Here is a 26,044-nt window from a genome sequence, read left to right on the forward strand (position 1 = left end):
GCCTGCAGCTAATAATGTAATATACACACGAAAAACAGAAGCATGAAATTCCGCATGCTTCTTATTTATCCTTTCCCTTCTCTATTGGTAGGCTCCAGTTCTCTCCGAAGCATTCATTATTTTGGAACCATTCACAAAGTACAATGCCTTTCTCTCTGAATCCTCTATCCTCCTTATCAATGTCGTTTTTAGTAAAGCTGTTCTGAGCACCTGATTATTAAGCGTAGTATAAGATACTGGAATAATGAAGCTTTGCTTATTCTTAAAAACCACTTGAGTATGTGCGTTTTCCGCTCGCTTGAAATAATTGATATGATCCAATGCAATCCAGATGCATTCAGGATTGTTTGGAGAAGCCGTCGGGAAAAAATAAATGAAATTTGTGGGGTCTATCGTTATTGGAGCTTTATGGGTAATGCCGGTTAATTGGCGTGTACCCTCTTTTCTGCCTTCATAGCTTGATCCAAAATATTTGCAGCTGCTTTTAATTATATCGATCGGCTTAAAAGGGGAAGTCACCTCATCATCAAGCTCCCAGATTTGCGAATAAACTTTCAGCCCATAAGCGAGGGGTTTGATAATCATTGTATTTGGATTGACTTCATACTCCTCGATCATTTGGGTATTATGGCTCATATGTTTTCATCTCCTATCTATTTTCGCTCTCGCTTTTCCATATTAACACCAATTTATCTAAAAATTACTAATTTATTTAATAGTTTCTAATTTGTTCACAATTTCGACATTCTGAAAATATTTTCTTAAAATTTAAAAAACTTAGTTGAATATTTAGAAGCAATTCCATATAATATTAAAAAGCTCAGGGGTGATTTCCATGAAGGAAAAATCATACACCGAATTGATGAAAACCAGTGGGATAAAACGGAAAAACCATAAGGATTCTTTTGTTCTTGACCTTTATATTGATATGCTTGTTACCGAGATTCTGCTGAATACTGAAAAAGAAAAGCTGATGAATAAAATAGACGCAGCAATTGATGAAAGAAATAAACCGTCATTTATGCATTTATCAAAGCAGTACAAAGAACTTTCCAAACGTTTTGGCACTTAGTAAACCAGTTTGCCCCCGCCAATCGGCGGGGTATTTTATTTTTAATAAGGCAGGAGAAAATTATTGGACAGCAGGCATTTATTTTTAATGGGCGGAAGCCCTCCATTCGGGCAAAGGCTTGGAAAAAGTTTACGGAGCTGGCTTGTGGAGCGGCTGGCAAAATAGCTATACTCTTTTTGGAAAGGGAAGGCTGGGAAGGCTATATGAATAAGTATACTTCCGGCTTAACTCAAAATGGCGCAAGGAATTTCTGTTATCTGCCTCTTTCCCCTGCACCACCAGAATCTTTTCTTCAAGAATTGGTGTCCTGTACCGGGGTCATCATTGGAGGCGGTGAAACGGAAAAATACAGAAGTTATATTGTTGATACTGAAGTGGGAGAATACATTGGCAAGATGTACAAGAACGGTATTCCTGTAGCAGTTTTTTCGGCAGGTGCCCTAATTATCCCGGAGCATTGCATAATTCCCCCTATTGATACATCTGAAAAACAGCATCTCTTTCTGAAAGGTATCGGGTTAATCAGGGATTGTGTCATTAGTGTCCATTTCACTAAATGGAATGAAGGGGAAAATTTAAAGAGGGCAGCGGGGAAAACCAATGTCACGGCTGGTTATGGAATTGATGATGATGCAGGCATTTATTTTTATAATGAAATTCAGACTGATAGTGAAGGCGGCATACATATTTATAAGAATGAAATATAAAAAAGCAAGCCACATGGCCTGCTTTTTTCTCATATTATTGTCAAATCAGTCTGCCGCCTGCTTCCGTTCTTTTTGCCTCTGTTCCATTTCAAATTCTTCGAGCATGGAAATACGCTCCAGCATGGTTGGATGTCCATACCGGAATATTTTTACGAGAAGCGGCGGATTAACCTGGCTTAAACCGGCACGTGTCAGCTCCTGAAATGTTTCTATTGCTGCTTTTGAGTCCGTCGTCATTTCGATGGCATAGCGGTCTGCCCTTGTTTCCTGATACCGTGAAACAAAATTGGATAGAGGACTTGAAATAAAAAGCAGCATCGAAAGAATCATCAAAAACAGCGGCAGGGACCGAATATCATTTACCGCAGGAATTTTAAGCGCCCGTCCCCATTTATCGACTGCTTTCTCCATTATTTTGGCTGTCAAATAAAGGCCCAGCAGGGAAAGCAGCAAGTAACCGCCAATTCCGATATATATATGCTTTTCCACGTAATGGGCCATTTCATGTGCCATTATAAACAGGATCTGATCTTCAGTTAATTTATTCAGGGTTGTGTCCCATAGAACAATTCTTGAATTTGATCCGATACCAGTCACATATGCATTCAGCGCATTTGTTTTCTCTGCCATATCGACTTCAAAGACATGTTCCGCCGGTATTTTAGCCTGATTTGCCAAATCCAGAATTTTCGTTTCAAGTTCCTTGTTTTTCAAAGGATAGAAATCATTATAAAGAGGGTCAATGACAACAGGCTGCAGGAACATCATAAATAAGGTAAATGGAACAGACAATAACCAGGCATAAAGCCACCATCTCTTCCTGCTCTTATTAATCAGCCAGTACAATACAGACACTATGAGAACCATCATTCCATAATTAACCCAAAAATCAATGAGTTCATCCTTCATCCATCCGCTGAAGCTCTGTGTCGAGATATTATACGTTTTTGAAAGTGAAAAGCTGATATAGCTTAATGGCATAGTAGCAATAAACGCGAAAAAAGAAAGCCAAATCAAATAAATCGCCGTTTGCAGGAATTTATAAGGTGCAGTCTGTTCAGCCCACTTCTTAAAAGCCTTCGATAAGCCAAATAAGAGAATGAATAAATAGAAAATCCATTCAAAAGGTGTAGAAATAAAAAACAGCAGGTTTCTTATTTTAGAATATTCCTCACTGAGCATCAGTTCCCTGCCGTTCAGGAAAGTTGCCGGATCTGCCCGTGAGCCTTCATACTCAAAGGGCAGACTGCTGTCAGCAAAATAGAATAAATACCAATAAAAAAATAAACCGTATACAAAAAAGGCCAGCGCCCCGTAAAAGCCTAATTTCCGCGCCATCTGATCCCCCCTTATGGTACAACCTTTCTATATTTAGTTTAGTATAAAAATCTGGAATTAGAACTATTTTGATGGGACAATCCAAGTTATTAGCCTTTCACAGGAGTTCTATTGAAAAAGCCGGTTCTAGAAGGAACCGGCTAAAGAACATCAATAATAATCTTTTCTAAAATAAGAAAGAATATACAGATAACACAGCAATCGATCCTAATACAACAACAATCACATTTGCACCTAAAAAGGCTGCTAGAAAAGCAGCAGCTGCCCCGAGCAGCCCAAACCAAATATCTTCATTTATAAACAGGATGCCTGGAAAAATAAGTGCCCCTAAGGTCGCATACGGCACATTCTTTAATATCCCCTGAACGAACCCGGGAAGCTCCTTCCCCTTAAAAAGCACAAAAGGCAGCAGTCTTGGGATATACGTAACTGCTGCCATCCCAACAATCATCCACACGATATGGCTACTCATGCCCCTGCCCCCTGTGCCTGTTTTTTGCATTTTCAATCCATTCTACTATTACAGCTGACAAAAGCGTGGCCAGCACAATTGCCCAGCCAGTCGATAGCGTATTAGTCAAAGTGAAAATTGTGTTAAAACACGCTGCCAGTGCCGCAAGAAAAACAACTTTTGCACTCTTTTTCATAGACGGAACGAGAAGGCCGACAAACATGGCATAAAGAGCAACAGACATGCTTTCCTGCAAGGTTTGCGGAAGGCTCCCACCAATTAGGTGCCCAAGCCCTGAGCAAAAGACCCAGCTTAAATAGGAAACCGAGATAAGCCCAAGCATATAACCGCTTGTTACCTTTTCTTCACGTACTGCTGCAACTGAGAAAGTTTCGTCCGTAATCCCAAAAGATAAAATTACCTTGTTAGCAGCCTGTTCATCATCCCACTTTTCATTAAGAGAGGTTGACATTAAGAAGTGCCTGATATTCACGATAAAAGTTGTCAAAACAATTTCAAATATGCCCGTTCCCAATGAAAGAAGGCTCAGGGATATGTACTGTGCTGCCCCTGCAAATACGAGCAAACTCATTAAAGCTGTTTCACCAATTGAAAGACCAGTTGTTTTGGCGAGCAGCCCAAATGTTAAAGCGATGGGTGCATATCCTATCGCGATGCTGATTCCCGACTGCACCCCTTTCCTATACTCCCCGGAAGGCTTGCCGACTGCAAGTTCTGCCATAATGCTCACCGCCTTAAAAAATATAATACCAGCCTGAAAATTATACTATAATAGACTTAATATTAAAGCATGATGCGCTGGTATAGTATATTATACATTCGTGCGTTATATTACACAATAAACCTGGAGGATATAATGGAGAATATTCAAAAAAGTATTGGGGAAAACCTAAGGAATATTCGAAAAACAAGAGGATACAGCCTGGATGCAGCGGCAGAAATAACCGGGGTCAGCAAGGCGATGCTGGGACAGATTGAGCGGGGGAATCCAACCCGACTGTCACCACGCTTTGGAAAATCGCGAGCGGCCTTCAAGTTTCATTTTCCTCACTTATTCATGAGGAACCATCAGATGTCCAACTCATAGAATTGAAGACTCTAACTCCAATAATGGAGAGCATGGGCGATTACAGGGTTTATCCCGTGTTCCCTTTTGACCCCCGCAAGAAATTCGAGATCTTCACAGTCGAAATTGAATCGGGCTGCCAGCATACATCTGATAAACATAATGAGGGTGTTGAAGAATATATCACTGTCATGTCCGGAACTCTTGAAATAGAGATCGGAGACCAGCGAATCACTGTCCGCTCCGGCAATTCAATAAAATTCTCAGCAAATAAAGCGCATACGTATAAAAATATCGGAGCCGAACTGATTCGCTACCAGGCAGTCATGTATTATCCATGAAAAAGTTGGCATATCGCTTCGGGCGGTATGTTTTTTTACTGGAATATTTCCAAAACAAACAAGCCGGACAAAGCCAAAAGCCTTTTGTCCGGTCTCCCTTTAGATTAATACAGCCTTGTCACTGCTCATTTTCTCTCCACGGATTTTTTGGAATTCTTCAAGCAGTTTTTCGACGGTCAAATCTTTCTTTTGGTCTTCATTTGTTTCAAAAATGATCTGGCCCTTGTCCATCATGATCAGCCTATTTCCCAGGTCAAGTGCCTGCTGCATATTGTGGGTCACCATTAATGTAGTAAGTTTATATGTTTCCACAATCTCTTTCGTAAGGCTGGTAATCAATTCTGCACGAGCCGGGTCCAAGGCAGCGGTATGTTCGTCTAAAAGCAATATTTTAGGCTCTGTAAAAGTCGCCATCAACAGGGATAATGCCTGCCTCTCCCCGCCTGACAGCAGTCCAACTTTTGCTGAAAGCCTGTTTTCCAATCCAAGATGCAGCATTTCCAGCTTTTCCTGGAAAAAGTCGCGTCGTTTCTTGGAAACTCCTTTGCGAAGGCCACGTGCCATAGTTCTCGAATAAGCAATGGCAAGATTTTCTTCTATGGTCATGGAAGGGGCTGTTCCTGCCATCGGATCCTGGAAGACACGTCCGATCAGCCTGGATCTTTTATGTTCTTTCACAAGAGTGACATCAGTGCCATCAACCAGCACTTCTCCTATATCAGGAATCAATTTGCCGGAAATCATATTCATAAGAGTAGATTTTCCCGCTCCATTACTGCCAATAACCGTCATGAAGTCGCCTGGCTTTAAATGAAGATCGATTCTGTGAAGTGCTGTTTTTTCGTCTGGAGTTCCCTCATTAAACACTTTATGAATCTGATTTAATTGCAGCAAGATGTTCACCACTTTTCCCGTAGGCATTAGTTTTTTCGCTTCCGCTAATCTCCGCCGCTTTCTCTGCTTTTCTTTTTGCTGCTGAATAAGCTTTGGCAGAATCAGCGCACCAATCACGATTACTGCTGTGATTAGCTTCATATCTCCTGTTTCAAGAAATTCAACTCTCAATGCAAGAGTGACTATAATACGATATAAAATGGCTCCTCCAATGACAGCCAGTGTTGCTCGGACAATAGTTTTTGCGCCAAAGATTGCTTCTCCAATGATTACGGATGCAAGTCCTATGATAATCATCCCGATTCCCATTCCGACGTCACTGAATCCGTTATACTGTGCCACTAATGCTCCAGAAAAAGCTACAAGTGCATTTGAAATGCCCAAGCCAGCTATCTTCAGGATATCTGTATCAGCTGAAAAGCTTCGGATCATCGTCTCATTGTCGCCTGTTGCACGTATAGCCAGACCAATATCTGTCTTTAAGAAAAGATCAATCAATACTTTCGCAGCAAAGGCTAATATTAGCATTAAAATCAGAATCCCCCAGGTCTTTGGGATGAAACCCATTCCCAATGCCCCAAACAGGCTTTGAATAGCCTGATCAATCCCAAGTCCCTGCCAGAATGCTGTAAGCTTTGTGATAGCCGTTTCCTCAGACAGCAGTGGAACATTTGACTTGCCCATAATCCGGAGATTGATAGAGTACAATGCGATCATCATTAATATTCCGGACAAGAGGGCATTAATTTTTCCTTTTGTATGAAGAAGGCCTGTAAGGCAGCCTGCTGCAAACCCCGCAAGCAATGCTGTCATTGTTGCCAAAAATGGATTGTATCCTCCTACTATCATGACAGCTGCTACAGATGCGCCCGTTACAAAGCTTCCATCCACCGTCAGATCGGGAAAATCCAGTATTCTGAATGATAGGTAAACCCCAATGCCATTAAGGCATAAATTGCTCCTGCCTCAATGGAACCAAAGATCGCTGTTGGCATAGTAATCTCCCTTTCTATTAGAAAAGCGCAAACGCTGGTGGGTTATTTACAGGTATTACTCCACAAACTCAGCAAGATCGCTCCATTCCTCTTTTAAGTCAATGCCCATTTCTTCTGCAGCCTTTTTATTGATTACCAGCTTTAGATTCTGCGGATATTGGACAGGAAGTTCGGATGGCTTCTTGCCGTCTTTTAAAATTTTTGCAGCCATTTCCCCAGCTTCATATCCGATATCTTCATAGTCAAATCCGTAAGCAGCAAAGCCCCCGCGTTTAACAGAGTCCAGTTCTCCCACGAAAAGCGGGATGTCATTGTCGTTTGAAACCTGAATGACAGATTCCAAAGCGGAAACAACAGTATTATCCGTAATAATATAGATGGCATCAGCTTTTCCGACAAGAGATTCTGCAGCCTGTTTCACTTCGGAAGAATTGGATACGGTTGCTTCAGCCAATTTCATATCTGTACTTGAAAGAGCTTCCCTCACCTTTTCAATCTGCACCTCTGAATTTTGTTCTCCAGAATTGTAAATAACACCCACTGTGCCTGCCTCAAACTGTTCATTTATAAATTTAACCATGTTGGGTATCGCATCAGGATGCGTATCTGTTGTACCTGTTATATTTCCTTCAGGAGAATCCATTGATTTTACTAATTGCGCACCCACTGGATCGGTTACTGAAGTAAATACAATTGGTATATCCTTTGTTGCATTCAGTGCACTTAATGCACTGGGGGTAGAGTTGGCAAAGATCAGGTCTACTCCATCTCCGGCAAAATTATTGGCAATGGATTGATTATTATTCTGGTCCCCTTGTGCAATCTGAACATCGTAGCTTGCTTCAATACCAGAATCCTCCAATGCCTTCTTAAAGCCCTCGAGTGCCGCATCTAACGAGGGATGCTCGACAATCTGCGTAACTCCTATATTAAATGATTCTTCCTTTTCTTTATCAGAAGAGCCTGCATCTCCATTTGTACTTTCACTCCCGCAGCCGCTTAGAAGCAAAGTTCCCATAAGACCTGCAGCAGCTATTGCTTTAAATGATTTTATTCTCTCTAACATACTAGATGATCCCCCTTTTATCTCTATCTTTTCACTTCAGCACTTTTATGCTTTTATGCTTTTATTCACTAAATTATATAGTTAATAGCGACACTATTCAAGATATTTTTTAATAATTTTCTAAAAATTTATTATTTTAATAGAAAGGACACAGCCAAATATTGCCGTGTCCCATTACCCGCTTATTCATTTTATTTCCCTTTAAACTCCGGTTTTCTTTTTTCAGCAAATGCTGCAAGAGCTTCAACTCTATCTTCTGTTGGGATAATTACTTCATATGCCTTCCTTTCAATCTGCAGCCCAGTCTGCAAATCGACACCCATGCCATGTTTTACAGCAAATTTAGCCTGCTGCAGGGCAAGCGGGCCGTTATTAAGCATTTGTCCGGCAAATTCAAAGCAATCATTTAAGAGATTATCTTTTTCAGTCACTTTTGTAAGGATGCCGTATTCAAGCGCTTTTTCAGAAGTAAGCCTTTTAGCCGTCAAAATTAATTCCAGGGCTTTGGCCTGGCCTATCAATCTTGGAAGTCTTTGAGTGCCGCCTGCCCCTGGTATTATGGCCAAACTTGTTTCTGTAAGTCCCATTAAAGTGCCTGAAACGGCGATGCGGAAATCGCAGGATAGAGCTAACTCCATCCCGCCCCCGAAGGCAAAACCGTTAATAGCAGCAATAGTAGGCTGCGGAAGCTGATCAACCAGTGAGAATACCTCACCTATTTTATATATATTTCTGCGGACTTGCTCTTCTGATAGTGTCCTGCGCTCTTTTAAGTCTGCACCAACACTGAATGCTTTTTCTCCAGCCCCTGTAAAAATCACTGCACGCACATCAGGGCTGGTGCGCAGCTTTTCAACTGATTCCTGAAGCTCCGATAAAGTATCAAAATTAAAAGCATTCAATGCATCAGGGCGGTTAATCGTTACGACCGCAATATGACCTTTTGTTTCGACTGCAATAGAACTCATATGTATCTCTCCTCTTTCAAGTACTATCTAATAATTCGATGAATTTCGTGAAAACCCTTTCAAATTTAGTCAATTTGAAATTGGAATAGAAAAGGACAGACACATCCCATGCCTGTCCATAAAAACCTATTTAGTCTGTAGAACCTGATTCTTCAATGCTCTCCTCAAAATTTTACCAGTTGTGTTCTTTGGCAGCTCTTCTAAAAACTCGATCGATGACGGCACTTTATATTTAGCCAGATGCTCAGCACAGTATGCAAGCAGCAGTTCTTCTGTCAGCTGAGGATTTTTAGTTACAACATAGCATCTCACCGCTTCACCCAGATTTGGGTCAGGCACACCCAATACAGCAACTTCAACTACATCCTCGTGATTATAGAGCACCTCTTCAACTTCCCGCGGGTACACATTATATCCGCCGACTAAAATAAGGTCCTTTTTACGGTCAACGATATAAAAATAACCTTCCTCATCCCTTTTTGCGAGGTCTCCTGTATAAAGCCAGCCATCGCGAATAGTTGCCGCGGTTTCTTCCGGCAGCTTGTAGTAGCCTTTCATCACGTTGGGCCCGCGCACAATCAGTTCACCTACTTCGCCAACGGAAACTTCCTCTCCCAGTTCATTTACGACCTTATTCTCAACGTTCATAATGGATTGCCCGATTGAGCCTGCTTTCCGCGGCTTATCAAGCGGATTGAAGCAGGTAACCGGAGAAGCTTCTGAAAGACCATATCCTTCTGAGACAATGACATTGAATTTTTTTCAAAGCCATGAAGAAGTGCAACAGGCATGGCAGCACCGCCCGAAATGCAAAGCCTTAACGATTTCAGATCTTCCGTATTTCCATCATCAAACTGAAGAAGGAAATTGTACATGGTCGGAACGCCGGCAAAAACAGTAGGTTCATATTTTTTAGCGAGTCTAAATATTTCTTTCGGGCTGAATTTTGGATCTATTAAAATAGTAGCCCCATTCATCAGCGGTGCATTGAGAGCAACCGTTAAACAGAAGACATGAAACATAGGCAAAGTAGTGATAACCCGGTCATTTTCGTTCATGTGCAAATAGTCGCTGACATCCTTTGCATTGCAGTAGAGGTTTTTATGTGTCAGCATGGCACCCTTCGGCTTGCCTGTCGTACCGGATGTATATAGGATAACGGCTGTTTCATCATCTTTGAGCTCAGGGCCTTTAAAATCCAAATCTCCTGAAGCTATCACTTGTGTAAACGATTTCATTTTTGAGAAAGCTGATAATGCAGACGGATCCGCTTTTGAAGCCTGTCCCTGCGGGGTTTCACAAATAATAAAGTTCTCCACTCTTGGAAGAGCCTGATGCATCTTCTCAATCAAAGGCACTAACAGGTCAAGCGTAACAAGCGCTTTTACATCACCATTATTAACAATGTAGCCAATTTCATCCGGTGTATAAATTGGGTTGATCGGTATAACAGTTGCTCCAAGCCGCAGTGCTCCATGCAGGCCGATGACAAAATGCGGCGAATTCCCAAGTAAAAGAGCAATATGATCTCCTTTTTCACTCCCAGCTTTGAGAGCCCATCCGCAAATTTAGTCACAGCACCATCAAGCTCCCCATATGTACTGGACTGGTCCATAAAATAATAGGCAGTCTTATTGCCCATTTTGATCGCCGTTTCATGCAGATGCTCTGTTAAATTCATTTACACTCCCCCTGTAATGAATGAATAGTCATTCATTTTTATTAAATAAATTTTCTAAATATATTATATTGAAAGAAAGTTTTGTATTCAAGTAGGAAAGCGAATTGTTCACAATTTCTTTTTTATAGAGGACTGCCTTTCGCAAAACTTTATATAAATATAAGAAAAGCCGGCATAATGCCAGCTTTCCAATAAATGATCCCATTAATAAACCAGGTTGATAAATTCGGTCTTTGTCACATTTCCGAAGTAATGCTTAATGTCCACTCCTTCAAGGGCATTTTCAATCTCTGACTTTTCATAGCGAATTCCTGTAAGCTTGCTTTCAATTTCGCTTACATCTCCAACCCCAAAGAAGTCTCCGTAAATTTTACATTCCTCAATTTTCCCTTTTGTGACGTTAAGTCTAATATCAATTTGCCCCACTGGGAAACGATGCGAGTGCTGAAGATCAAATTTGGGTGATTTTCCATAATTCCAATCCCAGTTTTGATAGCGCTCCTTGGACAGCTGATGAATTTTTTCCCAATCATCATTCGTAAGCCTGTACTCTGCAATTTCATCTAAATCACCAAAAATATTCTTAAGCAGCAAAGTGCGAAATTCTTGAATTGTGATTTTTTTATCCAGGAACTCTGAGATATTAGCAACACGGCTTCGAATAGACTTAATGCCTTTCGATTCAATTTTATCTTTCTTTACCTTTAATGCCGAAACGACATTTTCTATTTCGGAATCAAACAAGAGGGTACCATGGCTAAACATTCTGCCTTTGGTAGAAAACTGGGCATTCCCGGATATCTTTCTGCCTTCTGCCATCAGGTCATTTCGCCCGCTCAATTCAGCATTAACACCAAGCTTCTGCAAAGCTTCTACAACCGGCTCGGTAAACTTTTGGAAGTTGTGGAAGCTTTCTCCATCATCTTTTGTGATAAAGCTGAAGTTGAGATTGCCTAAATCATGATAAACAGCCCCGCCGCCAGAAAGCCTTCTGACCACATGGATACCATTGTTCTCGACATATTCAGTATTAATCTCTTCAACTGTATTCTGGTTTTTTCCAATAATAATGGAAGGTTCATTAATATAAAAAAGCAAATAGGTTTCTTCAATATCAAGATTCTTTAGTGCATATTCCTCAATAGCAAGGTTAATTCTGGGATCTGTGATTCCCTGGTTGTCAATAAAAAGCATCTGTTTTCCTCCTCAAAAAGTATGGGACCATTGATAATCCGCAATAGAAATAGGACCGGTATATTTTGTTGAAGCCTCTTCCTTCAGCTTTCGCAGTTCACCATAATGAGGCAAATGAGTCAGCAGCAAATTTTTCACCTTTGCTTTGCTGGCCAATGTTCCAGCATCCAAGCTTGTCATATGCCCAGCATTTTTTCCATTTTGATGACCGTAAAAATTGCATTCGCAAACTAATAAATCAGCATTTTCGCTAAATGCTGCCAGCTCTTCTTTATATGACGTATCAGCCGTATAAATAAGCGTTTTGCCGTCTGCTTCAATTCTCATTGCATAGCAAGGCACAGGGTGATTAGTCTTTAAAAAGCGAATTTGAAACGGGCCTGCAAAGAGAGTGCCATCAGGATCATAGCAGACTCCTTTTGTGATATCCTTGTATGTAAATTTGGCAAATTCATACTGATCAAGAGAATGACCATAGATCGGGAGGGTATCTGTTTTCCTGCCTAAAAAACTCTGAATGAGCCTGGCATGCTGCAGAACCCCTATATCCGCAATGTGATCTGGATGGTAATGCGAGATAATCACTGCATCCAATTCTTCTGGCTGAAAAAATTCTGCATTTTTGAAAGTACGCCGCTTCCGCAGTCGATCAGCAAATGAAACCCATCATGCTCCAGCAAATACCCTGAACTCGCCCCATCAGCTTTAGGATAACCGCCCCAGCTCCCAATTACAGTTAACTTCATCACGTTTCCTCCTTATTAATAAAGCGTAAGTTCCTACGCTATGACTGATAACCAAACTCTCAGGGAAAGGCCCATCTTTACTATGTCCAATATACTCGATTATGCCTATTTTTTCACTTTTTTAATATTGTATTGAAACAGATGTTGACACAAAGATACTGTTATAATACAATCGACTTAAATAATCAAATTATTTAGAACAATATCACAAATTATCTCAAATTAGGAGGCTTCAACATGATTCAAAACATTATGGAGTTTTTCAGAAACCTGCCGGCAAAACAATGTTCAGAATGCGGGAAGTCGATCGACGAGCAGCATGAATGCTACGGAAACAAGTGTGATAAATGCATGGGAATAACAGATTTATAGAATAATATATTAAAAGCCAGCCCTGTGGGCTGGCTTTGTTTTTTGCTTATAATCAATCAGCCTTCCCTGCAGCAGCTGCAAATCTTTTCTTGTGCATTGCAGTAAAGTAAACAAAAGTTCCTGCAATGAACAGGGCAGCGAAACTCAATAGAATGACTGCATTCTCCCACATGAAATCAAAATTCCCGCTAGAAATGACAGCCTTTAGTCCGGAAACGGAATAGGTCATAGGCAAGTATGAACTGATTGGCTGAAGTGCATTAGGAATCAGCTCAAGCGGGAAAGTACCAGCACTTGTTGTCAGCTGGAGAATTAATATGATAATTGCAGCAAACCTGCCAGGATCACCCATTACGGTGACAAAAAATTGAATAAGCGCGATGAACGTAATGCTGGTTATGATGGTAAACAGAAGAAACAAAGGTACACTCTTCACTTCCAGGCCAAGTCCCAGCAATAGAATCAAGGCTGCAATGAGACCCTGAATAATGCCTATTCCAGCAAGAATCCCAAACTTGCTTGCAAACCAGCTAAATCCTGACCGTGGAACACCAGCCGGTTCACGAAGCGGGAATACAATAGAAAGAAGCAGAGCACCTACGAAAAGGCCAAGAGACAGAAAATAAGGCGCGAACCCAGTACCATAGTTAGGAACTTCTGTTATCTTCTCGTTATCTATTTCTACCGGATTTGCCATCATATTATAAGTTTTATCGCTGGCATTTACAGATGAGGCATTTTCAGCGCCATCCGCTAATTTATTTGCTAACTCAGCAGATCCTTCATAGATTTGTGCATTACCTTCGGCTACTTTGCCTGCGCCATCTTCAAGCTGCTTTGTGCCATCTGCAAATGCAGCTGAACCTTGGGTCAGTTTGCCAAGACCTCCTGACAAATCTGCTGCACCGCCTGCTAGCCTGTCTGCTCCGGCTTGGGCTTCACCAAATTTCTGAGCAAATGTTTCCATTCCAGCACCGAAATCTTTATGTCCCTGTACAAGCTGCTGAGAACCAGTTTCCAGATCGGATGCCCCTTGGGCAAGCTGATTTATTCCCTGCTGGAGCTGCAGCTGTCCTTCATTTAGCTGCCCCATTTTTTGGGATAATTCGGCTCCTCCCGCAGATAGTTTACCAGCTGACTCAGCAAGCTGGGCTGATCCAGCCTTCAGCTGGGCAAGCACAGTCTGAAGCTCAGCTTTTTCAGGAGATCCATCAGGAAGCTGCGATATAAAGCCCTGCAGCTTTTGCTCTAAAAGAGCAGTGCCTCCACTGAGTTTTTGTGCCTCCGTTTGCCATTGTTCCAGAGATGAAGATAAGGTTTTGACTCCATTTTCCACCTGCTCGGTTCCATCAATCATAACAGGAAGTTTTTCCTTTATTGTAACAATCCCTGCTTTTGTTTGTGTAACACCTGCTGACAGCTTTTGACTTCCAGATTCCAGCTGATCAGAAGCTTTACTTAATTCTGATTGGCCTTCAGCTAATTTCCCTAAACCTTCTGAAAGGGATTTAGCTCCCTCTGTCATTTCTTCTGAACCTTTTCTTGCTGAGCTTACACCATTATTGAACTCAATGGATTTATCGGCTAAAAGCGCCAGCTTCTCATGCAGCGTGTCAGAACCATCCTTTAAATCTGCAGCTCCTTCACTGATTTGAAGGGCCCCATCACTTGCCTGTCCAATGCCATCTGCCAGTTCCCCTACCTTATCGAACATCGTTTCAGCATATGTTTCAGTCACTTTTTCTGACAGAGACGCTTTAATTTTTTCTACAGCTGTTCCGCCAATTTGAGCTGATAAAAAATTGTAGCTCTCATTGGGAACGTAAATCAGGTTCATTTTCTGCGGATTGTCTTCCAGGAGAGTGGTTGCATTCTTGGAAAAATCCTTAGGGATTTCAACAAGCATATAATATTGCTGATCATTTAGATCTTTATATGCTTCCTCTTTATCAACAAATTGAAAATTAAAGTCCTTGCTTTCCTTTAATTTATCAACAAGATCATCGCCCAGATGCAATTCATTATCTTCAAATGCAGCACCGGCATCCTCATTAACGATAGCAACAGGCAGATCATCTAAATGATCGTATGGATCCCAAAATGCCCAAAGAAACATTCCGCTGTATAAAATAGGAATAAACACTACTGCGATAATAGGAATCAGCAGTTTTTTGTTTTTTAAGATTGCTGAAAATTCCTTCAAGAAAAGTTTGTTTTTCACCGTAAATCCCTCCGTAATAACTTAATGACTAATTTCCTCATTCGGTCATTTCTCTGAAAAAATAGAGGACTATCTAGTTCGATAATCCTTTCATAATGTATTGTTCAAACAGCATAGCTATTTTTTCTTTTTCCAAAGGTTCATGACGCTGCTCCCAATCAAATATGAGAGCAATATAAAGCTTCAGCATCACAAAAGATGTCAGTTCCGGATCGCATTTCCGGATTTCTCCTTTTTCAATCGCTTGTGTGACTTTGTCTTTTAAATAACTTAATATCGCATCCTCTACTTTCCCAATTACATCTGTAACAGCAGGAGTTCCCATTTCCTTTGCTTCCTGGAAAAGCTTGATTGTCAGCTGATGCTTCATGCGGAATTCAAGTATTTTATACAAACCCCGATGAACATTTTTATGAAAGGGCAAAGAAGGATCAAGCGCTTCATCAGCTGCGCTTTTCATTTCCATAATGAGCGTATGGATAATTTCATCAAACAGCTCTTCTTTATTTTTAAAGAAATTATAAATAGTGCCTTTTCCAACATTTGCAAGCTTTGCAACTTGATCCATAGTGGTTGCTTTATATCCAAATAGAGAAAATGATTTAGTGGCAGCCTCAATAATTTGCTGTTTCCGATCTGCTGACATGAACTCACCTCTTTAGAAAATGACTAAATGAACAATTTGGTCATTAGTACAAAAAGAAATTTACCATACTCTAAATGAAAAAGCAAGCTGAAATGATCCAATATAAAAAGCTGTCACACACGGACAGCTTTTTGCTTGTTGCTTTGCAAGTATTCAACTGCATTTCGAACTGCCTCTTCTGCCTGATCTATGCAGTCAGGAACGCCAAGACCTTCAAATGAACTTCCTGCCAGAAAAATGCCCGGCAGCTTTTCCTGTGCCTGTTTCTTTGCCAGCCCGACGCGTTCTTTATGTCCTACAGTATACTGTGGCATTGAATCCTTCCATCTTGTTACATAAACAAAGTCCGGATTCATTTTAATATTCATTGTTTTATTTAAATCATCAAGTACAACTTTAACAATTTGGTCATCTGACAGATCCACCACTGCTTCATCACCGGCTTTGCCAACGTAACAGCGCAGAAGCACTTTTCCTTTGGGGGTCGAATGAGGCCATTTCTTATGTGTCCAGGTACATGCAGTAATGGTGTAATCACTATGGCGTGAAACAACAAAACCGGTTCCGTCAATATCCCTTTCAATCGCTTGCTCAGGAAAAGCCAGCGCTACAGTTGCCACAGAAGTGGAAGGCATGTCTTTGAACTGCCCAAAAAGTCCCCAGCCAGAGAAAATGCTGCACAGAGCATGGTGGGGAACAGCCATAACCATGCAATCTGCCTGAAGGTTTTCTCCGCCATTCATTTCAACTGTATAGCTTCTGCCAGTCTTCTTGATCGATTCAATTCGATGGCCTTTTAGTACAGTTCCAGGTTCAAGCTTGCTCTCTAGGGCATCGACAAGCGATTGAAGCCCCGATTTGAAAGTAAGGAACATCCCTTCTTTGCTTTTGCGATTTGCGGCTTGTTTCGGGTGAGAGCCTGTGGACTTCTTCATTCCCAGAATTAAACTTCTATACTTCTGCTCAACCTGATAAAACTGCGGGAAGGTGGCCATAAGGCTTAATTGATCAATATCGCCAGCATAAATGCCAGAAAGAAGCGGTTCAATCAAATTATCGACAACTTCGTCACCAAGCCTTCTCCTGAAAAAGGCACCCAGTGACTGATCATTGGAAGAAGCGGAGCGCGGCAGCACAAAATCTGCCGCAGCCCTTGCCTTCCCTGCGGGAGAGAATAAGCCGGTTGTAATAAAGGGAGCAATTTGTGTAGGAATGCCCATGATTGATCCGCCCGGCATTGGAAATAGGCGCTGTCTTACAAGAACGTAGGACTTACCGGATGTATTTCTCACAAGATCTTTTTCCAGCCCTGCTTCATTGGCAAGCCGGGACGCACTTTGTTTACGGGCCAGAAAGGAATCTGGTCCTCTTTCGATCACAAAACCGTCTCGTGTTATTGTTTGAATCTTGCCGCCAAGACGATGTGAAGCTTCTATGAGCTTAACATCCAGGGCCATTCCTTTTTCTTTGGCTTCCTTCTGCAGATAGTAAGCTGCAGCAAGACCAGTAATTCCCCTCCGGCAACAACAACTTTCTGTCTCTCTCCCTGCACGGTAAATCGCCTTCTTTTCTAATTTTTTGCTTATCTATTCAGCAACTTAAAAATGGCATCAGACATCGCATCAATAAACTCTGGCTGTGAATTTGGCATTTCTGGACGGTAATAGCTTGCACCAAGCTCATCAGTGACAACTTTGCATTCATAGTCATTGTCGTACAGCACTTCAAGATGATCTGAAACAAAGCCGACAGGAGCATACACAAATGCCTTGTAGCTCTTGTTTTCATATAGGTCCCTTGTCAAATCCTGCACATCAGGACCAAGCCATGGTTCAGGTGTGTTTCCTGCACTTTGCCAGCCAACGGCATAGTTTTTGACGCCAGCCTGTACGGCAATCAGGTCAGCTGTTTCCTGCAGCTGATGCGGATATGGATCCCCTGATTGCAGAATCTTTTCCGGCAAACTGTGTGCAGAAACAATTAACACAGCTGAATCTTTTTCTTCAGCAGGCATTTTATCGAATGTTTCCTTTACACGATCAGCCCAATATTTGATAAACTTAGGCTCTTTATACCAGCTTTCAACTGATTTTATAACAGGACCGCCAAGCTTTTCAGCCTCTTCTTTGGCTCTGCCGTTATATGATTTTACACTAAAGGTTGAGAAATGAGGTGCAAGAACAATGCTGACAGCCTCTTCAATCCCATCCTCATGCATTTGTCTAACTGCATCTTCTACGAAAGGTTCAATATGTTTTAATCCTAAATACATTTTGAATTCATAATCGTCCTGAATTTCATTTAAATGCTGTTCAAGTTTTTCAGCCTGATCTTTAGTAATTTCTGCAAGCGGTGATATTCCGCCAATCGCTTCATATCTGCTTCTTAAATCTTCAAGCATTTCCTCAGAAGGCTTTCTTCCCCTGCGGATATGTGTATAGTAACGCTCAATGTCTTCTTCCTTATAGGGAGTTCCATAAGCCATTACAAGTAAACCAACTGTCTTTTTACCCATGTCTTCCACCTCAAATAGTTTTGTCTCCAGTCCTTATTGTGCCAAAAATTAAATTGATTACCAAAACTAATGCTCAAGCAATGTGCCAATCGGTTTACCAGACATTGCTCAAAGCTGTCCTAAAGGTTACTTGTTTAGTTTGGAAGCAGAGTACTCATGAATAAAAGCAGTTAATTTCTTTAATGTGTCCGGATTAACCTCCGGGAAAACACCATGCCCAAGATTAAATACATAACCAGGCTGGGCCATTCCCTGATCGAGAATAGCTTTTGCTCTTTCCTCTATAACCTCCCATGGTGCAAGGAGAATAGCCGGATCAAGATTGCCCTGGACTGTTTTGGTGATGCCTTTTGCCCTTGCTTCCTGAATCGGAAGTCTCCAATCCAGCCCAACTACATCAAGCGGCAGATCATGCCACTCCAATGCCAGGTGGCTTGCGCCTACACCGAACATGATCAGCGGAACATTCTCTTCTTTTAAGGCAGAGAAAATACGATTCATTACAGGCTTAATAAAATAGCGGTAATCCTCCACATTTAAGGCGCCAACCCATGAATCGAAAATCTGGATAGCTTTCGCACCTGCTTTGACCTGGGATTTCACATATGTAATAGTCATTTCCCCAAGTTTATCCATTAAAGCAAACCAGGCTTTAGGTTCTGCATACATGAATGCTTTCGTTTTGTTGTAATTCTTAGATGGTCCGCCTTCAATCATATAGCTGGCAATAGTAAATGGAGCCCCTGCAAAACCGATTAGAGGCACAGTCAACTGCTCTTGAGTAAGAAGCTTAATAGTCTCCAGGACATATGGAACGTCCTCTTCCGGATTGATTTCCCCAAGCTTTTCTACATCCGCTATGGAACGGATAGGATTTGAAATAACAGGGCCGATTCCTGATTTAATTTCCACATCAACCCCAAGGGCAGGAAGAGGTGACATAATATCTTTATAAAGAATGGCAGCATCATTGTTATATTGCTCTACCGGCAGCCTAGTAACATAGGCACAAAGCTCAGGCTGGTGTGTAATTTCAAATAGGGAGTATTTTTCTTTTATCGCTCTATATTCCGGTTGCGAACGGCCAGCCTGGCGCATATACCAAACAGGAACATAATCTGTCTGTTCCCCCTCGCTGCCTTCAGAAATGTATCGTTAAATGAGTTCGTCATTAAATTTTATCCACCTTTCAAGACTTGTCTGCGTATTATTGTAATATATATATACCAAAATTAGAAATCGCCAGTATCTATCCTTTATGACTATATCCTTTTTTCTCTGTTTTTGTATAGATTTGAAGGACAAATGTCAAAAAATTGACGTTTTTAACTATCTAAATAAGGGAAAATTAAAGATTGTAAGGATATTAGCTCATAAAATTTTTCAATTAATGAATGAAATGTTTAACAGCATGATATTTTCACTGAAATGACTTTCAAAAAACACTATAAACTTTTCCAAGTGGAGTGAGAAAAAATGAAGATATATATGGCAAGAGGAACTTACGATTTTTTGAAAAAAATTGAAAAAAGCACTCCAATGAAAACATGGTTGCAATGCAGAATACTGAAAGTGCCTTATTAATCCATGAAACAGCAGGAGCCTCCATCTTTAAAGAACCTCGTTCCTATGAAGTAATTGATTCTTCCGGTACATTCAATGATGCAGGATTTGCAGTTCTGAATAATATACCTGTTACAGATGAAGGCAGGCCGCTTTTTGACCACCGGTTTAAAAACAGGGCAGGACTTATTGAAAATGAACCGGGATTTATTGCCATCCGGGTTCTGCGGCCACTTGAATCAAACACATATATCATTCTAACACTATGGAAGGATGAAAAATCCTTTAAGAACTGGCAGAATTCCAAAGCATATGAAAAAGCACATGAAAAACGCGGGACGGAAAGCGGCATCGATAAGACACCGAATATATTCTCCAGCCCTTCATATGTGACCCAATATTATATCCCTGAAGAAGAGAAATAAGAAAAGCGGAAGCGCCTAGCCCACCCCCGACAAGCACAAGACGAGCCTTCCGGAAAGGCGTCCTTTGCCTTTTTGGGAGGATTGGCTTGTGACCTCGAGGGGGTAGGCGCTGGAGCTAGACAATTATCTAACTTAAGAATTCATACATTCTTTTAATTTAATAAAGGATGAGCTGCAGCAGCTCATCCTTCTCTATGCCTGTCTTTTAATTATGCCATTTCGATTGGCATAAACTGCTGCCTGAGTACGGTCAGTCACACCCAGTTTACTGAGGATATTGCTTACGTGTGTTTTGACTGTTTTGATGCCAATGAACAATTCCTCACTGATTTCCTGGTTTGTCATCCCTTCCCCAATGCAGAGCAGAACATCAAACTCCCTTTCAGTTAAATCATCGTGAGGCTTTTTTCTTTTTCTCTAAAACGGCTTACCATTTTCCCCGCAACCTTTGATTCAATAACGGAATCTCCTTGTGCAGCTTTCTTAATTGCATTCACAACCTCGGCAGCATTTGCTGTTTTAAGCATATAGCTGAACGCACCCGCTTCAATTGCCGGGAAAACTTGTTCATCATCGTAATAGCTGGTTATGATTATAATTTTGCACCCAGGATAGCTTTTTAAAATCTCCCTTGTGGCTTCAATTCCGTTCCCATTTTCCATCAGCAGATCCATCAGAACGATTTCCGGCCGTTCATTGAGTACAAGCTTTACAGCTTCATTTCCGCTTTCTGCTTCCCCAATTACCTTTATTCCAGCTTCCGTTGCCAAATAAGATATAATGCCTTTTCTTACCATTTCATGATCATCCACTACAGCAACACTGATCATTTCAGCCTCTCCCCTTTTGCCGGAATTTTAATATCTATATAGGTTCCTTCATTTTTCTTAGAACGTATTTTGAATATTCCTCCAACTTCTTCACAGCGTTCCCTCATTGTCTTCAGCCCATAGGAGGTGATCCTCTCTTTATGAGGATTAAAGCCTTTTCCATTATCAGCAATAAAAAGATAAATGTAATCTTCTTCTTCCGTTAAGGTTATTTTTATATTCCCTGCATCAGCATGGCGGAGTACATTGGATAGGGCTTCCTGCACAATCCGAAACAAATGCTCTTCCGCTGCTTTTGAAAGATTTTCAATCTCATCAATGCTTGCATTAAAATCGATGTTTGTCTTTGCCTTTAACTCCTGTATCAGCTTAATAATTCCATCGCATAGCCTGTCATCACTCAGCTGCACGGGTCTCAAATGGAGAAGAAGCGCCCTCATTTCCCCCTGCGCTTTCGCAGCGATTTGAGAGATTTCATTTAACTGCTCTCTTGCTTTGTCGCTATCTAAATCGAAAACTCTTAGGGCAGCTGAAGACATCATACTCAAAGCGAAAAGCTGCTGGCTCACTACATCATGCAGATCCCTTGCCAGGCGCTGTCTCTCTTCCATCACAGCAGCTGAATGGGCTGTTTGTGCCAGGATAGACTTTTCATCAGCTAGCCGCTGCATGGAAAAAACCTGCTCCTGGATATTTTCCGCCAGCTGATTCAGTTCATCTGAAATTAACCCTATCTCATCTTTTTCATAGGATTCCATCCGATCAGCATACTTGCCGCTCCTTAATGTTGAAACAAATAATAAAATATCACCGAGCCTGCCTTTAATTAAGTAGCTGCCCTTAAGTCCAAAGTAGGCTCCTGTAAGAAGTAAAATGGTTAAAGCATACAAAAAAAGCGAGAAGGTGCTCTTTATCGTCATTGGCGATTCAGGATTATAAAATAGATACACCTGTAATCCGACAAAAAAGATTAATGAACTTATAATGGCCATCATAATAAAACTCTGTACAAACCAATACCTGATCCCGGCTTTTCTCATCATATACCCCTATACTTTATCGATCCGGATGGATCCAATTTTTACTTGTACAGCGATTCTCAGCTTTCTTGATGCTTCATCGTAACCGGGCGACTTATATTGAAGACTGCGGTTAATGTCACCTGTCTTTTGATCAAAAATGCGAATGTCCCCTATATTAATATTTGACTGGATCATCACGGGAATGTTTTCAGGAATGATCATTTTTACATCCCCAATCCACCCTCTTACAATGACAGATGTCTCTTTCTCCGGGATGAAGGCCTTGCTGAAATCAATAAAATAATCACCGATCATTGTATATAAATCCATTGGCTCCAGAGACCAATTTGGCTGTTTAAAATCCACATCGCCAATCGAAAAACCTCTTATATTTTTAAGCGGCTGCGGGCTTTCGTATTTTGATATATTAATAACCTTCTTCTCCGCTGCACCCTTGTTTTTTTCATATATATCCGCTGGGAAATCCTGTTCAAAATGAATCTTCAAACGATCTCGTTTCAATAAAATATTAATGCCGAAAAAAATAAGGAACAGGGGCCAAAGTTTCCATATTTCCATAAACCTAAATTCAGTTACTTCAAAACGATCAAGGATTAATAGAAAAGAAAATACTATTAGAAATAACCCGGGAAACATTCCGCTCCGGCTTTTCTTCAACATGTATGACAGCAGGTAATGGAGTCCTGCAGCCAATAAAATAAAGGGGTAAATTACGACAAATACCTCTTTTATTTCCAAGGAAATGACACCTATGTTCATAAGGAGAAGCAAAACTCCAACTGCTGATAAAGTTACCGCGAAGATGATCTGATTAACTGACCTGTATCTCATAGGCGTTCCCTTCCTTCTTTTCTCCTATTCTTGTATTCGCTAAAATAGAAACCTTTTCCTTCAATATATTCATTTTATCACTCAGCTGTTTTACCGAAACATTCCGCAGAGTGGTTCAGCCTCCGCCTCCGGACGGATGCAATTCATATCACCATTTATTTCTTCCCATCATATTCTGTACTACATTCCAAATCGGGTGATTCGCCTAAATCGGCGCTTCTCTATGGAATTATGAAAGGGGGAAAATAGATGGGAGTTGAACTTACAGCCATCCATTGGATTTATGTTCTTTTTATTCTGTTAATTATTGGTTTCATGATTATGCGGAGAGATACAACCCTTGTCTGTATTGCAGGCATCTTTTTAATTGCCATAACGGCTACCGGCTCCTTAAGCAGTTCAGTCAGCAGTATTTTTACCAGTTTTATTTTTGCCATTACAGAACTCCTTTCCACCATACTGGTCATTTCGATAATTGTCGCCATGAGCCGGACACTGACCATAACTGGAATCAATGATGTCATGATCTCTCCTTTTACCAAATTAATCAGGACACCAGCGCTCGCCTATTGGACTATTGGGATTTTGATGATGGTCATCTCATGGTTTTTTTGGCCATCTCCTGCAGTTGCATTAATGGGAGCAGTACTTCTCCCAGTAGCCATCCGGGTTGGATTGCCTGCTTTGGGCGTAGCGAACGCCTACAAAGGGGAACTAATATTACGCAGATTATAATAGGAGGAATTAAATTAAGAGGCTCTAAGATCAACATGTCTTTTGCATTTACAACATTGATATAGATTAGACTTGATTTCTTTATGTTTTTTCAATTTTCGGCACGTCTGGCATGACAGTGTTACATGGCGACCGGGAGCTCCATTAATAACAAGATCATCTTCCACTATTTCTTCATCGAGTTCATCTTCCTCTTGTGAGTTAGAAAATAACGCAAATGCCATGGCGGCTGCCATTAACCCAGTCCCGAAACTAATCCATTCCATTCGCTTATCTCCTTTCATTTAAAACATATTCAATTTCACCTTGCCGGCTGATTGGCAGCACTCTATAAGCTGTGTGTATAGCGAATTCCCGTTGCAATTCCGATACCAGCTGAATATTATTCAAACTCTTCTCAATAAGCAAACAAGCAAGAGAGGTGGGGCGCATGTTACATGCTGTGGCCAACTTGTTCAATTTTTGATGTTGTTTGTTTGTCATCGACACATTCACTCGGTTAATTTTCTTTCCACCTAGACACTTCCCTTCAATCATGACTCAAACCTCCCTTCCAATCGGAATGACAATTGACAATGACAACCGTGTTACAGTGTACCAAATGGGATTGGTGGGGGAGTAGGTATGACTGCTACCCTCCCACCACTATTTTGATACCACCATTAGAAGTTTTTTTACAATTTTTAAATCTTGTTGCCTTTTCAACATGTCAGCTGCAATCAGTTCTTTCACGTATCCAGAGAAATTGATTTTTTCAATGTGACTTAACATTTGGTTATCGAGATCATTTGTAATATTGAATGAAACTGACTTCCTGATTTTATTGCCGCTCATTGCCACACCTCCCTCCTGCTCTTAAATAAAAGGTATGACCGGTATGATCTAATTATGCTAATATGAAATAAAAAATGGTTTATTTTAGAAAAATAGGAGGAGTATAAATGAACGAAACAAAAGGTCAGCAAATCATCCACTGTCCTCAATGCGGAGAAAATAAGGTGAAAAGTACGGCATCTGCATTTAAAAGTATGCTTACTTTAGGAATATTGGCTTGTGTTACGATCATTGGAATTCCAATCGGAATAATTTTAATCATTTCTGCCTTTGTAATGAAACACTCTAAGAAGAGACTTATCTTTCGTTGCCAGGAATGTAAGCATGATTTTAAAGTGAACGATAATACATATGATGACTATCTAAAGGCTATTGGGCAATGAAAGTAGTAATCCAAACAATCCTAAATGTGGAGGGTAACCGCGGATTTAGAAACGGAGAGTTTCATGTGAAGGATAGCGAATTTAAGAAAGACCCGGGTTTTGCGGTTGCAGTAGTCGCTTTTGAATGGATCCAGCAGCAGAAAAAGGAAACTGGCCAGAGAGATACAATTATTGAAGAAGTAATCTGGAATGAGAAAAATGATATAACACAGATAGTCAGAGAAATTGAGCCGGTATTACCGGAAGATAATTTGCCGTTTTAATCTTTATATTCTATAATGATTTTGCAACATTGATGTTGCTATGACTAGATAAGCCCTTTCTTCGGATTGGGCTTTTTATATTGCCTGCTGGCTTAAAGTCAGGTAATTCTAGCCGAAATAATTATTGGGTGATAACATGTATGGAAGCATAGGTATCAATTTAAGAATGTTAAGGTTCGAAAAGAACAAGACTCAAAAAGAAGTAGCAGAAGCTACTGGGATTTATAATAGAAAACTCAGTTACTACGAATGTAACAAAATTAATCCCTCCCTGGAGGACCTTGAAAAGTTGGCGAGATATTATGGAGTACCCGTGGAGAAAATAAAAGATGTAATATACTAAAGCCCCTCTCGAGTGAGAAGGGCTTTTTACTATTTCCTTTATTTAATCATTGAGAGCTCCTGAAGCACTGCATAAATCGTCAACCTCACATTTTAAAATTAAAAAGTAATTCCCTTCAGGCACCCCGCGAGAATATGCTTTTGGAGTGGAATCAGTTACCGTCCCACTTGTAATTAATTTCATATTACTATCGATTACTCTATATGAAACCGGCAAGTTTGTTGATGTAACTTTCACATGTAAATCATGTCCTGCTCTAACATATAGTGGGTTCTTCGAGATACTTTGCACCATACCTTTTGTCAACAAAACATAGGTGCTATTAGCATAGGCCGAAGTTGCCATTGTAAATACTATTAAAATTACTCCGATAAACATTAAAAATTTTTTTCTCATTTCCCTACTCCCCATTCAAATAATTTAATTTAATAAAAGTAACATAGATTAAAAGTCTTTTTTCCTCACCTTAGGTCTTTCCCATCACTCTTAAGTTGTCTATA

General features: G+C 40.7%; 23 protein-coding genes and 9 pseudogenes. 9 read left to right on the forward strand and 23 right to left on the reverse strand.

All coding sequences use genetic code 11. From position 1 onward, the window contains the following. Window positions 1-81 precede the first annotated feature (81 nt). Window positions 82-636, reverse strand: coding sequence for a competence protein ComK (locus M5V91_RS14480; protein WP_019381444.1), 555 nt, complete (start codon window positions 634-636; stop codon window positions 82-84). A 199-nt stretch (window positions 637-835) separates the two neighbouring features. Here M5V91_RS14480 and M5V91_RS14485 point away from each other — a divergent pair, with 199 nt between their 5' ends. Both M5V91_RS14485 and M5V91_RS14490 read left to right on the forward strand, forming a co-directional pair. Continuing rightward, complete coding sequence (locus tag M5V91_RS14485) at window positions 836-1,072, forward strand: IDEAL domain-containing protein (protein ID WP_009331381.1); 237 nt, start codon at window positions 836-838, stop codon at window positions 1,070-1,072. Between the two features lie 203 nt (window positions 1,073-1,275). Next, complete coding sequence (locus M5V91_RS14490) at window positions 1,276-1,779, forward strand: Type 1 glutamine amidotransferase-like domain-containing protein (protein WP_284521281.1); 504 nt, start codon at window positions 1,276-1,278, stop codon at window positions 1,777-1,779. Window positions 1,780-1,824: 45 nt separating this feature from the next. On the opposite strand, the gene M5V91_RS14495 is transcribed toward M5V91_RS14490, so the two are convergent. The 3 genes from M5V91_RS14495 to M5V91_RS14505 all read right to left on the reverse strand — a co-directional run bounded on the left by M5V91_RS14495 (window position 1,825) and on the right by M5V91_RS14505 (window position 4,310). Beyond that, window positions 1,825-3,117 carry a M48 family metallopeptidase gene (locus tag M5V91_RS14495; RefSeq protein ID WP_009331383.1) on the reverse strand — a complete coding sequence of 431 codons (1,293 nt, stop codon included), beginning with the start codon at window positions 3,115-3,117 and terminating at the stop codon, window positions 1,825-1,827. A gap of 166 nt (window positions 3,118-3,283) precedes the next feature. After that, window positions 3,284-3,589, reverse strand: coding sequence for an AzlD domain-containing protein (locus tag M5V91_RS14500; protein WP_009331384.1), 306 nt, complete (start codon window positions 3,587-3,589; stop codon window positions 3,284-3,286). Next, on the reverse strand, window positions 3,582-4,310 hold the full coding sequence (locus M5V91_RS14505) for an AzlC family ABC transporter permease (RefSeq protein WP_217026618.1): 729 nt from the start codon (window positions 4,308-4,310) through the stop codon (window positions 3,582-3,584). The genes M5V91_RS14500 and M5V91_RS14505 overlap by 8 nt, the downstream gene beginning before the upstream one ends. A gap of 135 nt (window positions 4,311-4,445) precedes the next feature. Here M5V91_RS14505 and M5V91_RS14510 point away from each other — a divergent pair. Next, window positions 4,446-4,996, forward strand: a pseudogene (locus tag M5V91_RS14510) (helix-turn-helix domain-containing protein). A 99-nt stretch (window positions 4,997-5,095) separates the two neighbouring features. Here the strand turns inward: M5V91_RS14510 and M5V91_RS14515 are convergent. The 7 genes and pseudogenes from M5V91_RS14515 to M5V91_RS14545 all read right to left on the reverse strand — a co-directional run bounded on the left by M5V91_RS14515 (window position 5,096) and on the right by M5V91_RS14545 (window position 12,540). Further along, window positions 5,096-5,890, reverse strand: coding sequence for an ABC transporter ATP-binding protein (locus M5V91_RS14515; RefSeq protein WP_019381441.1), 795 nt, complete (start codon window positions 5,888-5,890; stop codon window positions 5,096-5,098). Window positions 5,891-6,052: 162 nt separating this feature from the next. Continuing rightward, window positions 6,053-6,781: pseudogene (locus M5V91_RS14520) on the reverse strand (ABC transporter permease); the annotation flags it as partial. A 159-nt stretch (window positions 6,782-6,940) separates the two neighbouring features. Then, complete coding sequence (locus tag M5V91_RS14525) at window positions 6,941-7,951, reverse strand: ABC transporter substrate-binding protein (protein WP_192908333.1); 1,011 nt, start codon at window positions 7,949-7,951, stop codon at window positions 6,941-6,943. Window positions 7,952-8,142: 191 nt separating this feature from the next. Then, the gene (locus M5V91_RS14530; RefSeq protein ID WP_009331393.1) at window positions 8,143-8,919 is read right to left on the reverse strand and encodes an enoyl-CoA hydratase-related protein; all 777 of its coding nucleotides are present in this window, start codon (window positions 8,917-8,919) and stop codon (window positions 8,143-8,145) included. A gap of 126 nt (window positions 8,920-9,045) precedes the next feature. Continuing rightward, window positions 9,046-10,600, reverse strand: a pseudogene (locus M5V91_RS14535) (fatty acid--CoA ligase family protein). Window positions 10,601-10,804: 204 nt separating this feature from the next. Continuing rightward, complete coding sequence (gene lplA / locus M5V91_RS14540; RefSeq protein WP_009331397.1) at window positions 10,805-11,794, reverse strand: lipoate--protein ligase; 990 nt, start codon at window positions 11,792-11,794, stop codon at window positions 10,805-10,807. Window positions 11,795-11,806: 12 nt separating this feature from the next. Beyond that, window positions 11,807-12,540 (reverse strand): annotated as a pseudogene (locus M5V91_RS14545) (MBL fold metallo-hydrolase). Window positions 12,541-12,777: 237 nt separating this feature from the next. Here M5V91_RS14545 and yhfH point away from each other — a divergent pair. After that, window positions 12,778-12,912, forward strand: coding sequence for a protein YhfH (gene yhfH, locus M5V91_RS14550; protein WP_251174426.1), 135 nt, complete (start codon window positions 12,778-12,780; stop codon window positions 12,910-12,912). A gap of 52 nt (window positions 12,913-12,964) precedes the next feature. Here yhfH and M5V91_RS14555 read toward each other — a convergent pair whose 3' ends face one another. From M5V91_RS14555 to hemE, 5 genes and pseudogenes are all read right to left on the reverse strand, one after another. Next, a complete protein-coding gene (locus M5V91_RS14555; protein ID WP_251174427.1) occupies window positions 12,965-15,133 on the reverse strand; it encodes a YhgE/Pip domain-containing protein in 2,169 nt (722 codons plus the stop codon). 73 nt (window positions 15,134-15,206) lie between these two features. After that, window positions 15,207-15,779 carry a TetR/AcrR family transcriptional regulator gene (locus M5V91_RS14560; protein ID WP_009331405.1) on the reverse strand — a complete coding sequence of 191 codons (573 nt, stop codon included), beginning with the start codon at window positions 15,777-15,779 and terminating at the stop codon, window positions 15,207-15,209. Between the two features lie 113 nt (window positions 15,780-15,892). After that, a pseudogene (gene hemY / locus M5V91_RS14565) lies at window positions 15,893-17,331 on the reverse strand (protoporphyrinogen oxidase). Window positions 17,332-17,361: 30 nt separating this feature from the next. After that, window positions 17,362-18,294, reverse strand: a complete 933-nt coding sequence (gene hemH, locus M5V91_RS14570) for a ferrochelatase (protein ID WP_009331409.1) — start codon at window positions 18,292-18,294, stop codon at window positions 17,362-17,364. A gap of 126 nt (window positions 18,295-18,420) precedes the next feature. Continuing rightward, a pseudogene (hemE, locus tag M5V91_RS14575) lies at window positions 18,421-19,466 on the reverse strand (uroporphyrinogen decarboxylase). A 304-nt stretch (window positions 19,467-19,770) separates the two neighbouring features. On the opposite strand from hemE, the pseudogene M5V91_RS14580 reads away from it, so the two are divergent. After that, a pseudogene (locus tag M5V91_RS14580) lies at window positions 19,771-20,282 on the forward strand (antibiotic biosynthesis monooxygenase family protein). 192 nt (window positions 20,283-20,474) lie between these two features. Here the strand turns inward: M5V91_RS14580 and M5V91_RS14585 are convergent. The 3 genes and pseudogenes from M5V91_RS14585 to liaF form a co-directional block, all read right to left on the reverse strand. Further along, a pseudogene (locus M5V91_RS14585) lies at window positions 20,475-21,112 on the reverse strand (response regulator). After that, on the reverse strand, window positions 21,109-22,155 hold the full coding sequence (locus tag M5V91_RS14590) for a sensor histidine kinase (RefSeq protein WP_251174432.1): 1,047 nt from the start codon (window positions 22,153-22,155) through the stop codon (window positions 21,109-21,111). Before M5V91_RS14590 ends, M5V91_RS14585 begins: the two are co-directional and overlap by 4 nt. A gap of 6 nt (window positions 22,156-22,161) precedes the next feature. Next, window positions 22,162-22,986 carry a cell wall-active antibiotics response protein LiaF gene (liaF, locus tag M5V91_RS14595; RefSeq protein ID WP_251174433.1) on the reverse strand — a complete coding sequence of 275 codons (825 nt, stop codon included), beginning with the start codon at window positions 22,984-22,986 and terminating at the stop codon, window positions 22,162-22,164. Window positions 22,987-23,235: 249 nt separating this feature from the next. On the opposite strand from liaF, the pseudogene M5V91_RS14600 reads away from it, so the two are divergent. Beyond that, window positions 23,236-23,688 (forward strand): annotated as a pseudogene (locus M5V91_RS14600) (hypothetical protein); the annotation flags it as partial. A 47-nt stretch (window positions 23,689-23,735) separates the two neighbouring features. Here M5V91_RS14600 and M5V91_RS14605 read toward each other — a convergent pair. The 3 genes from M5V91_RS14605 to M5V91_RS14615 form a co-directional block, all read right to left on the reverse strand. Further along, on the reverse strand, window positions 23,736-23,987 hold the full coding sequence (locus M5V91_RS14605) for a hypothetical protein (RefSeq protein WP_284521282.1): 252 nt from the start codon (window positions 23,985-23,987) through the stop codon (window positions 23,736-23,738). A 4-nt stretch (window positions 23,988-23,991) separates the two neighbouring features. Continuing rightward, window positions 23,992-24,258: a hypothetical protein gene (locus M5V91_RS14610; RefSeq protein WP_284521283.1), complete on the reverse strand. Its 267-nt coding sequence runs from the start codon at window positions 24,256-24,258 to the stop codon at window positions 23,992-23,994. A 108-nt stretch (window positions 24,259-24,366) separates the two neighbouring features. Beyond that, window positions 24,367-24,555, reverse strand: a complete 189-nt coding sequence (locus M5V91_RS14615; RefSeq protein ID WP_284521284.1) for a hypothetical protein — start codon at window positions 24,553-24,555, stop codon at window positions 24,367-24,369. Window positions 24,556-24,662: 107 nt separating this feature from the next. Between M5V91_RS14615 and M5V91_RS14620 the strand changes: the two genes are divergently transcribed. The 3 genes from M5V91_RS14620 to M5V91_RS14630 all read left to right on the forward strand — a co-directional run bounded on the left by M5V91_RS14620 (window position 24,663) and on the right by M5V91_RS14630 (window position 25,544). Continuing rightward, window positions 24,663-24,938 carry an LITAF-like zinc ribbon domain-containing protein gene (locus tag M5V91_RS14620; protein ID WP_284521285.1) on the forward strand — a complete coding sequence of 92 codons (276 nt, stop codon included), beginning with the start codon at window positions 24,663-24,665 and terminating at the stop codon, window positions 24,936-24,938. Continuing rightward, the gene (locus M5V91_RS14625) at window positions 24,935-25,201 is read left to right on the forward strand and encodes a hypothetical protein (RefSeq protein ID WP_284521286.1); all 267 of its coding nucleotides are present in this window, start codon (window positions 24,935-24,937) and stop codon (window positions 25,199-25,201) included. The genes M5V91_RS14620 and M5V91_RS14625 overlap by 4 nt, the downstream gene beginning before the upstream one ends. 124 nt (window positions 25,202-25,325) lie before the next feature. Further along, window positions 25,326-25,544 carry a helix-turn-helix domain-containing protein gene (locus tag M5V91_RS14630; RefSeq protein WP_284521287.1) on the forward strand — a complete coding sequence of 73 codons (219 nt, stop codon included), beginning with the start codon at window positions 25,326-25,328 and terminating at the stop codon, window positions 25,542-25,544. Window positions 25,545-25,586: 42 nt separating this feature from the next. On the opposite strand, the gene M5V91_RS14635 is transcribed toward M5V91_RS14630, so the two are convergent. Further along, complete coding sequence (locus tag M5V91_RS14635; protein WP_284521288.1) at window positions 25,587-25,940, reverse strand: hypothetical protein; 354 nt, start codon at window positions 25,938-25,940, stop codon at window positions 25,587-25,589. Between the last annotated feature and the right edge of the window lie 104 nt (window positions 25,941-26,044).

Origin of the sequence: Cytobacillus pseudoceanisediminis (genome assembly GCF_023516215.1) — a bacterium.
Taxonomy (GTDB): domain Bacteria; phylum Bacillota; class Bacilli; order Bacillales; family Cytobacillaceae; genus Cytobacillus; species Cytobacillus pseudoceanisediminis.

Coding starts and splice junctions, on each gene's coding strand:
- M5V91_RS14480 (WP_019381444.1), bottom strand. CDS start 636: ATGAGCCATAATACCCAAATGATCGAGGAGTATGAAGTCAATCCAAAT.
- M5V91_RS14485 (WP_009331381.1), top strand. CDS start 836: ATGAAGGAAAAATCATACACCGAATTGATGAAAACCAGTGGGATAAAA.
- M5V91_RS14490 (WP_284521281.1), top strand. CDS start 1,276: ATGAATAAGTATACTTCCGGCTTAACTCAAAATGGCGCAAGGAATTTC.
- M5V91_RS14495 (WP_009331383.1), bottom strand. CDS start 3,117: ATGGCGCGGAAATTAGGCTTTTACGGGGCGCTGGCCTTTTTTGTATAC.
- M5V91_RS14500 (WP_009331384.1), bottom strand. CDS start 3,589: ATGAGTAGCCATATCGTGTGGATGATTGTTGGGATGGCAGCAGTTACG.
- M5V91_RS14505 (WP_217026618.1), bottom strand. CDS start 4,310: ATGGCAGAACTTGCAGTCGGCAAGCCTTCCGGGGAGTATAGGAAAGGG.
- M5V91_RS14525 (WP_192908333.1), bottom strand. CDS start 7,951: ATGTTAGAGAGAATAAAATCATTTAAAGCAATAGCTGCTGCAGGTCTT.
- M5V91_RS14530 (WP_009331393.1), bottom strand. CDS start 8,919: ATGAGTTCTATTGCAGTCGAAACAAAAGGTCATATTGCGGTCGTAACG.
- lplA (WP_009331397.1), bottom strand. CDS start 11,794: ATGCTTTTTATTGACAACCAGGGAATCACAGATCCCAGAATTAACCTT.
- yhfH (WP_251174426.1), top strand. CDS start 12,778: ATGATTCAAAACATTATGGAGTTTTTCAGAAACCTGCCGGCAAAACAA.
- M5V91_RS14560 (WP_009331405.1), bottom strand. CDS start 15,779: ATGTCAGCAGATCGGAAACAGCAAATTATTGAGGCTGCCACTAAATCA.
- hemH (WP_009331409.1), bottom strand. CDS start 18,294: ATGGGTAAAAAGACAGTTGGTTTACTTGTAATGGCTTATGGAACTCCC.
- M5V91_RS14590 (WP_251174432.1), bottom strand. CDS start 22,155: ATGATGAGAAAAGCCGGGATCAGGTATTGGTTTGTACAGAGTTTTATT.
- liaF (WP_251174433.1), bottom strand. CDS start 22,986: ATGAGATACAGGTCAGTTAATCAGATCATCTTCGCGGTAACTTTATCA.
- M5V91_RS14605 (WP_284521282.1), bottom strand. CDS start 23,987: ATGGAATGGATTAGTTTCGGGACTGGGTTAATGGCAGCCGCCATGGCA.
- M5V91_RS14610 (WP_284521283.1), bottom strand. CDS start 24,258: ATGATTGAAGGGAAGTGTCTAGGTGGAAAGAAAATTAACCGAGTGAAT.
- M5V91_RS14615 (WP_284521284.1), bottom strand. CDS start 24,555: ATGAGCGGCAATAAAATCAGGAAGTCAGTTTCATTCAATATTACAAAT.
- M5V91_RS14620 (WP_284521285.1), top strand. CDS start 24,663: ATGAACGAAACAAAAGGTCAGCAAATCATCCACTGTCCTCAATGCGGA.
- M5V91_RS14625 (WP_284521286.1), top strand. CDS start 24,935: ATGAAAGTAGTAATCCAAACAATCCTAAATGTGGAGGGTAACCGCGGA.
- M5V91_RS14635 (WP_284521288.1), bottom strand. CDS start 25,940: ATGAGAAAAAAATTTTTAATGTTTATCGGAGTAATTTTAATAGTATTT.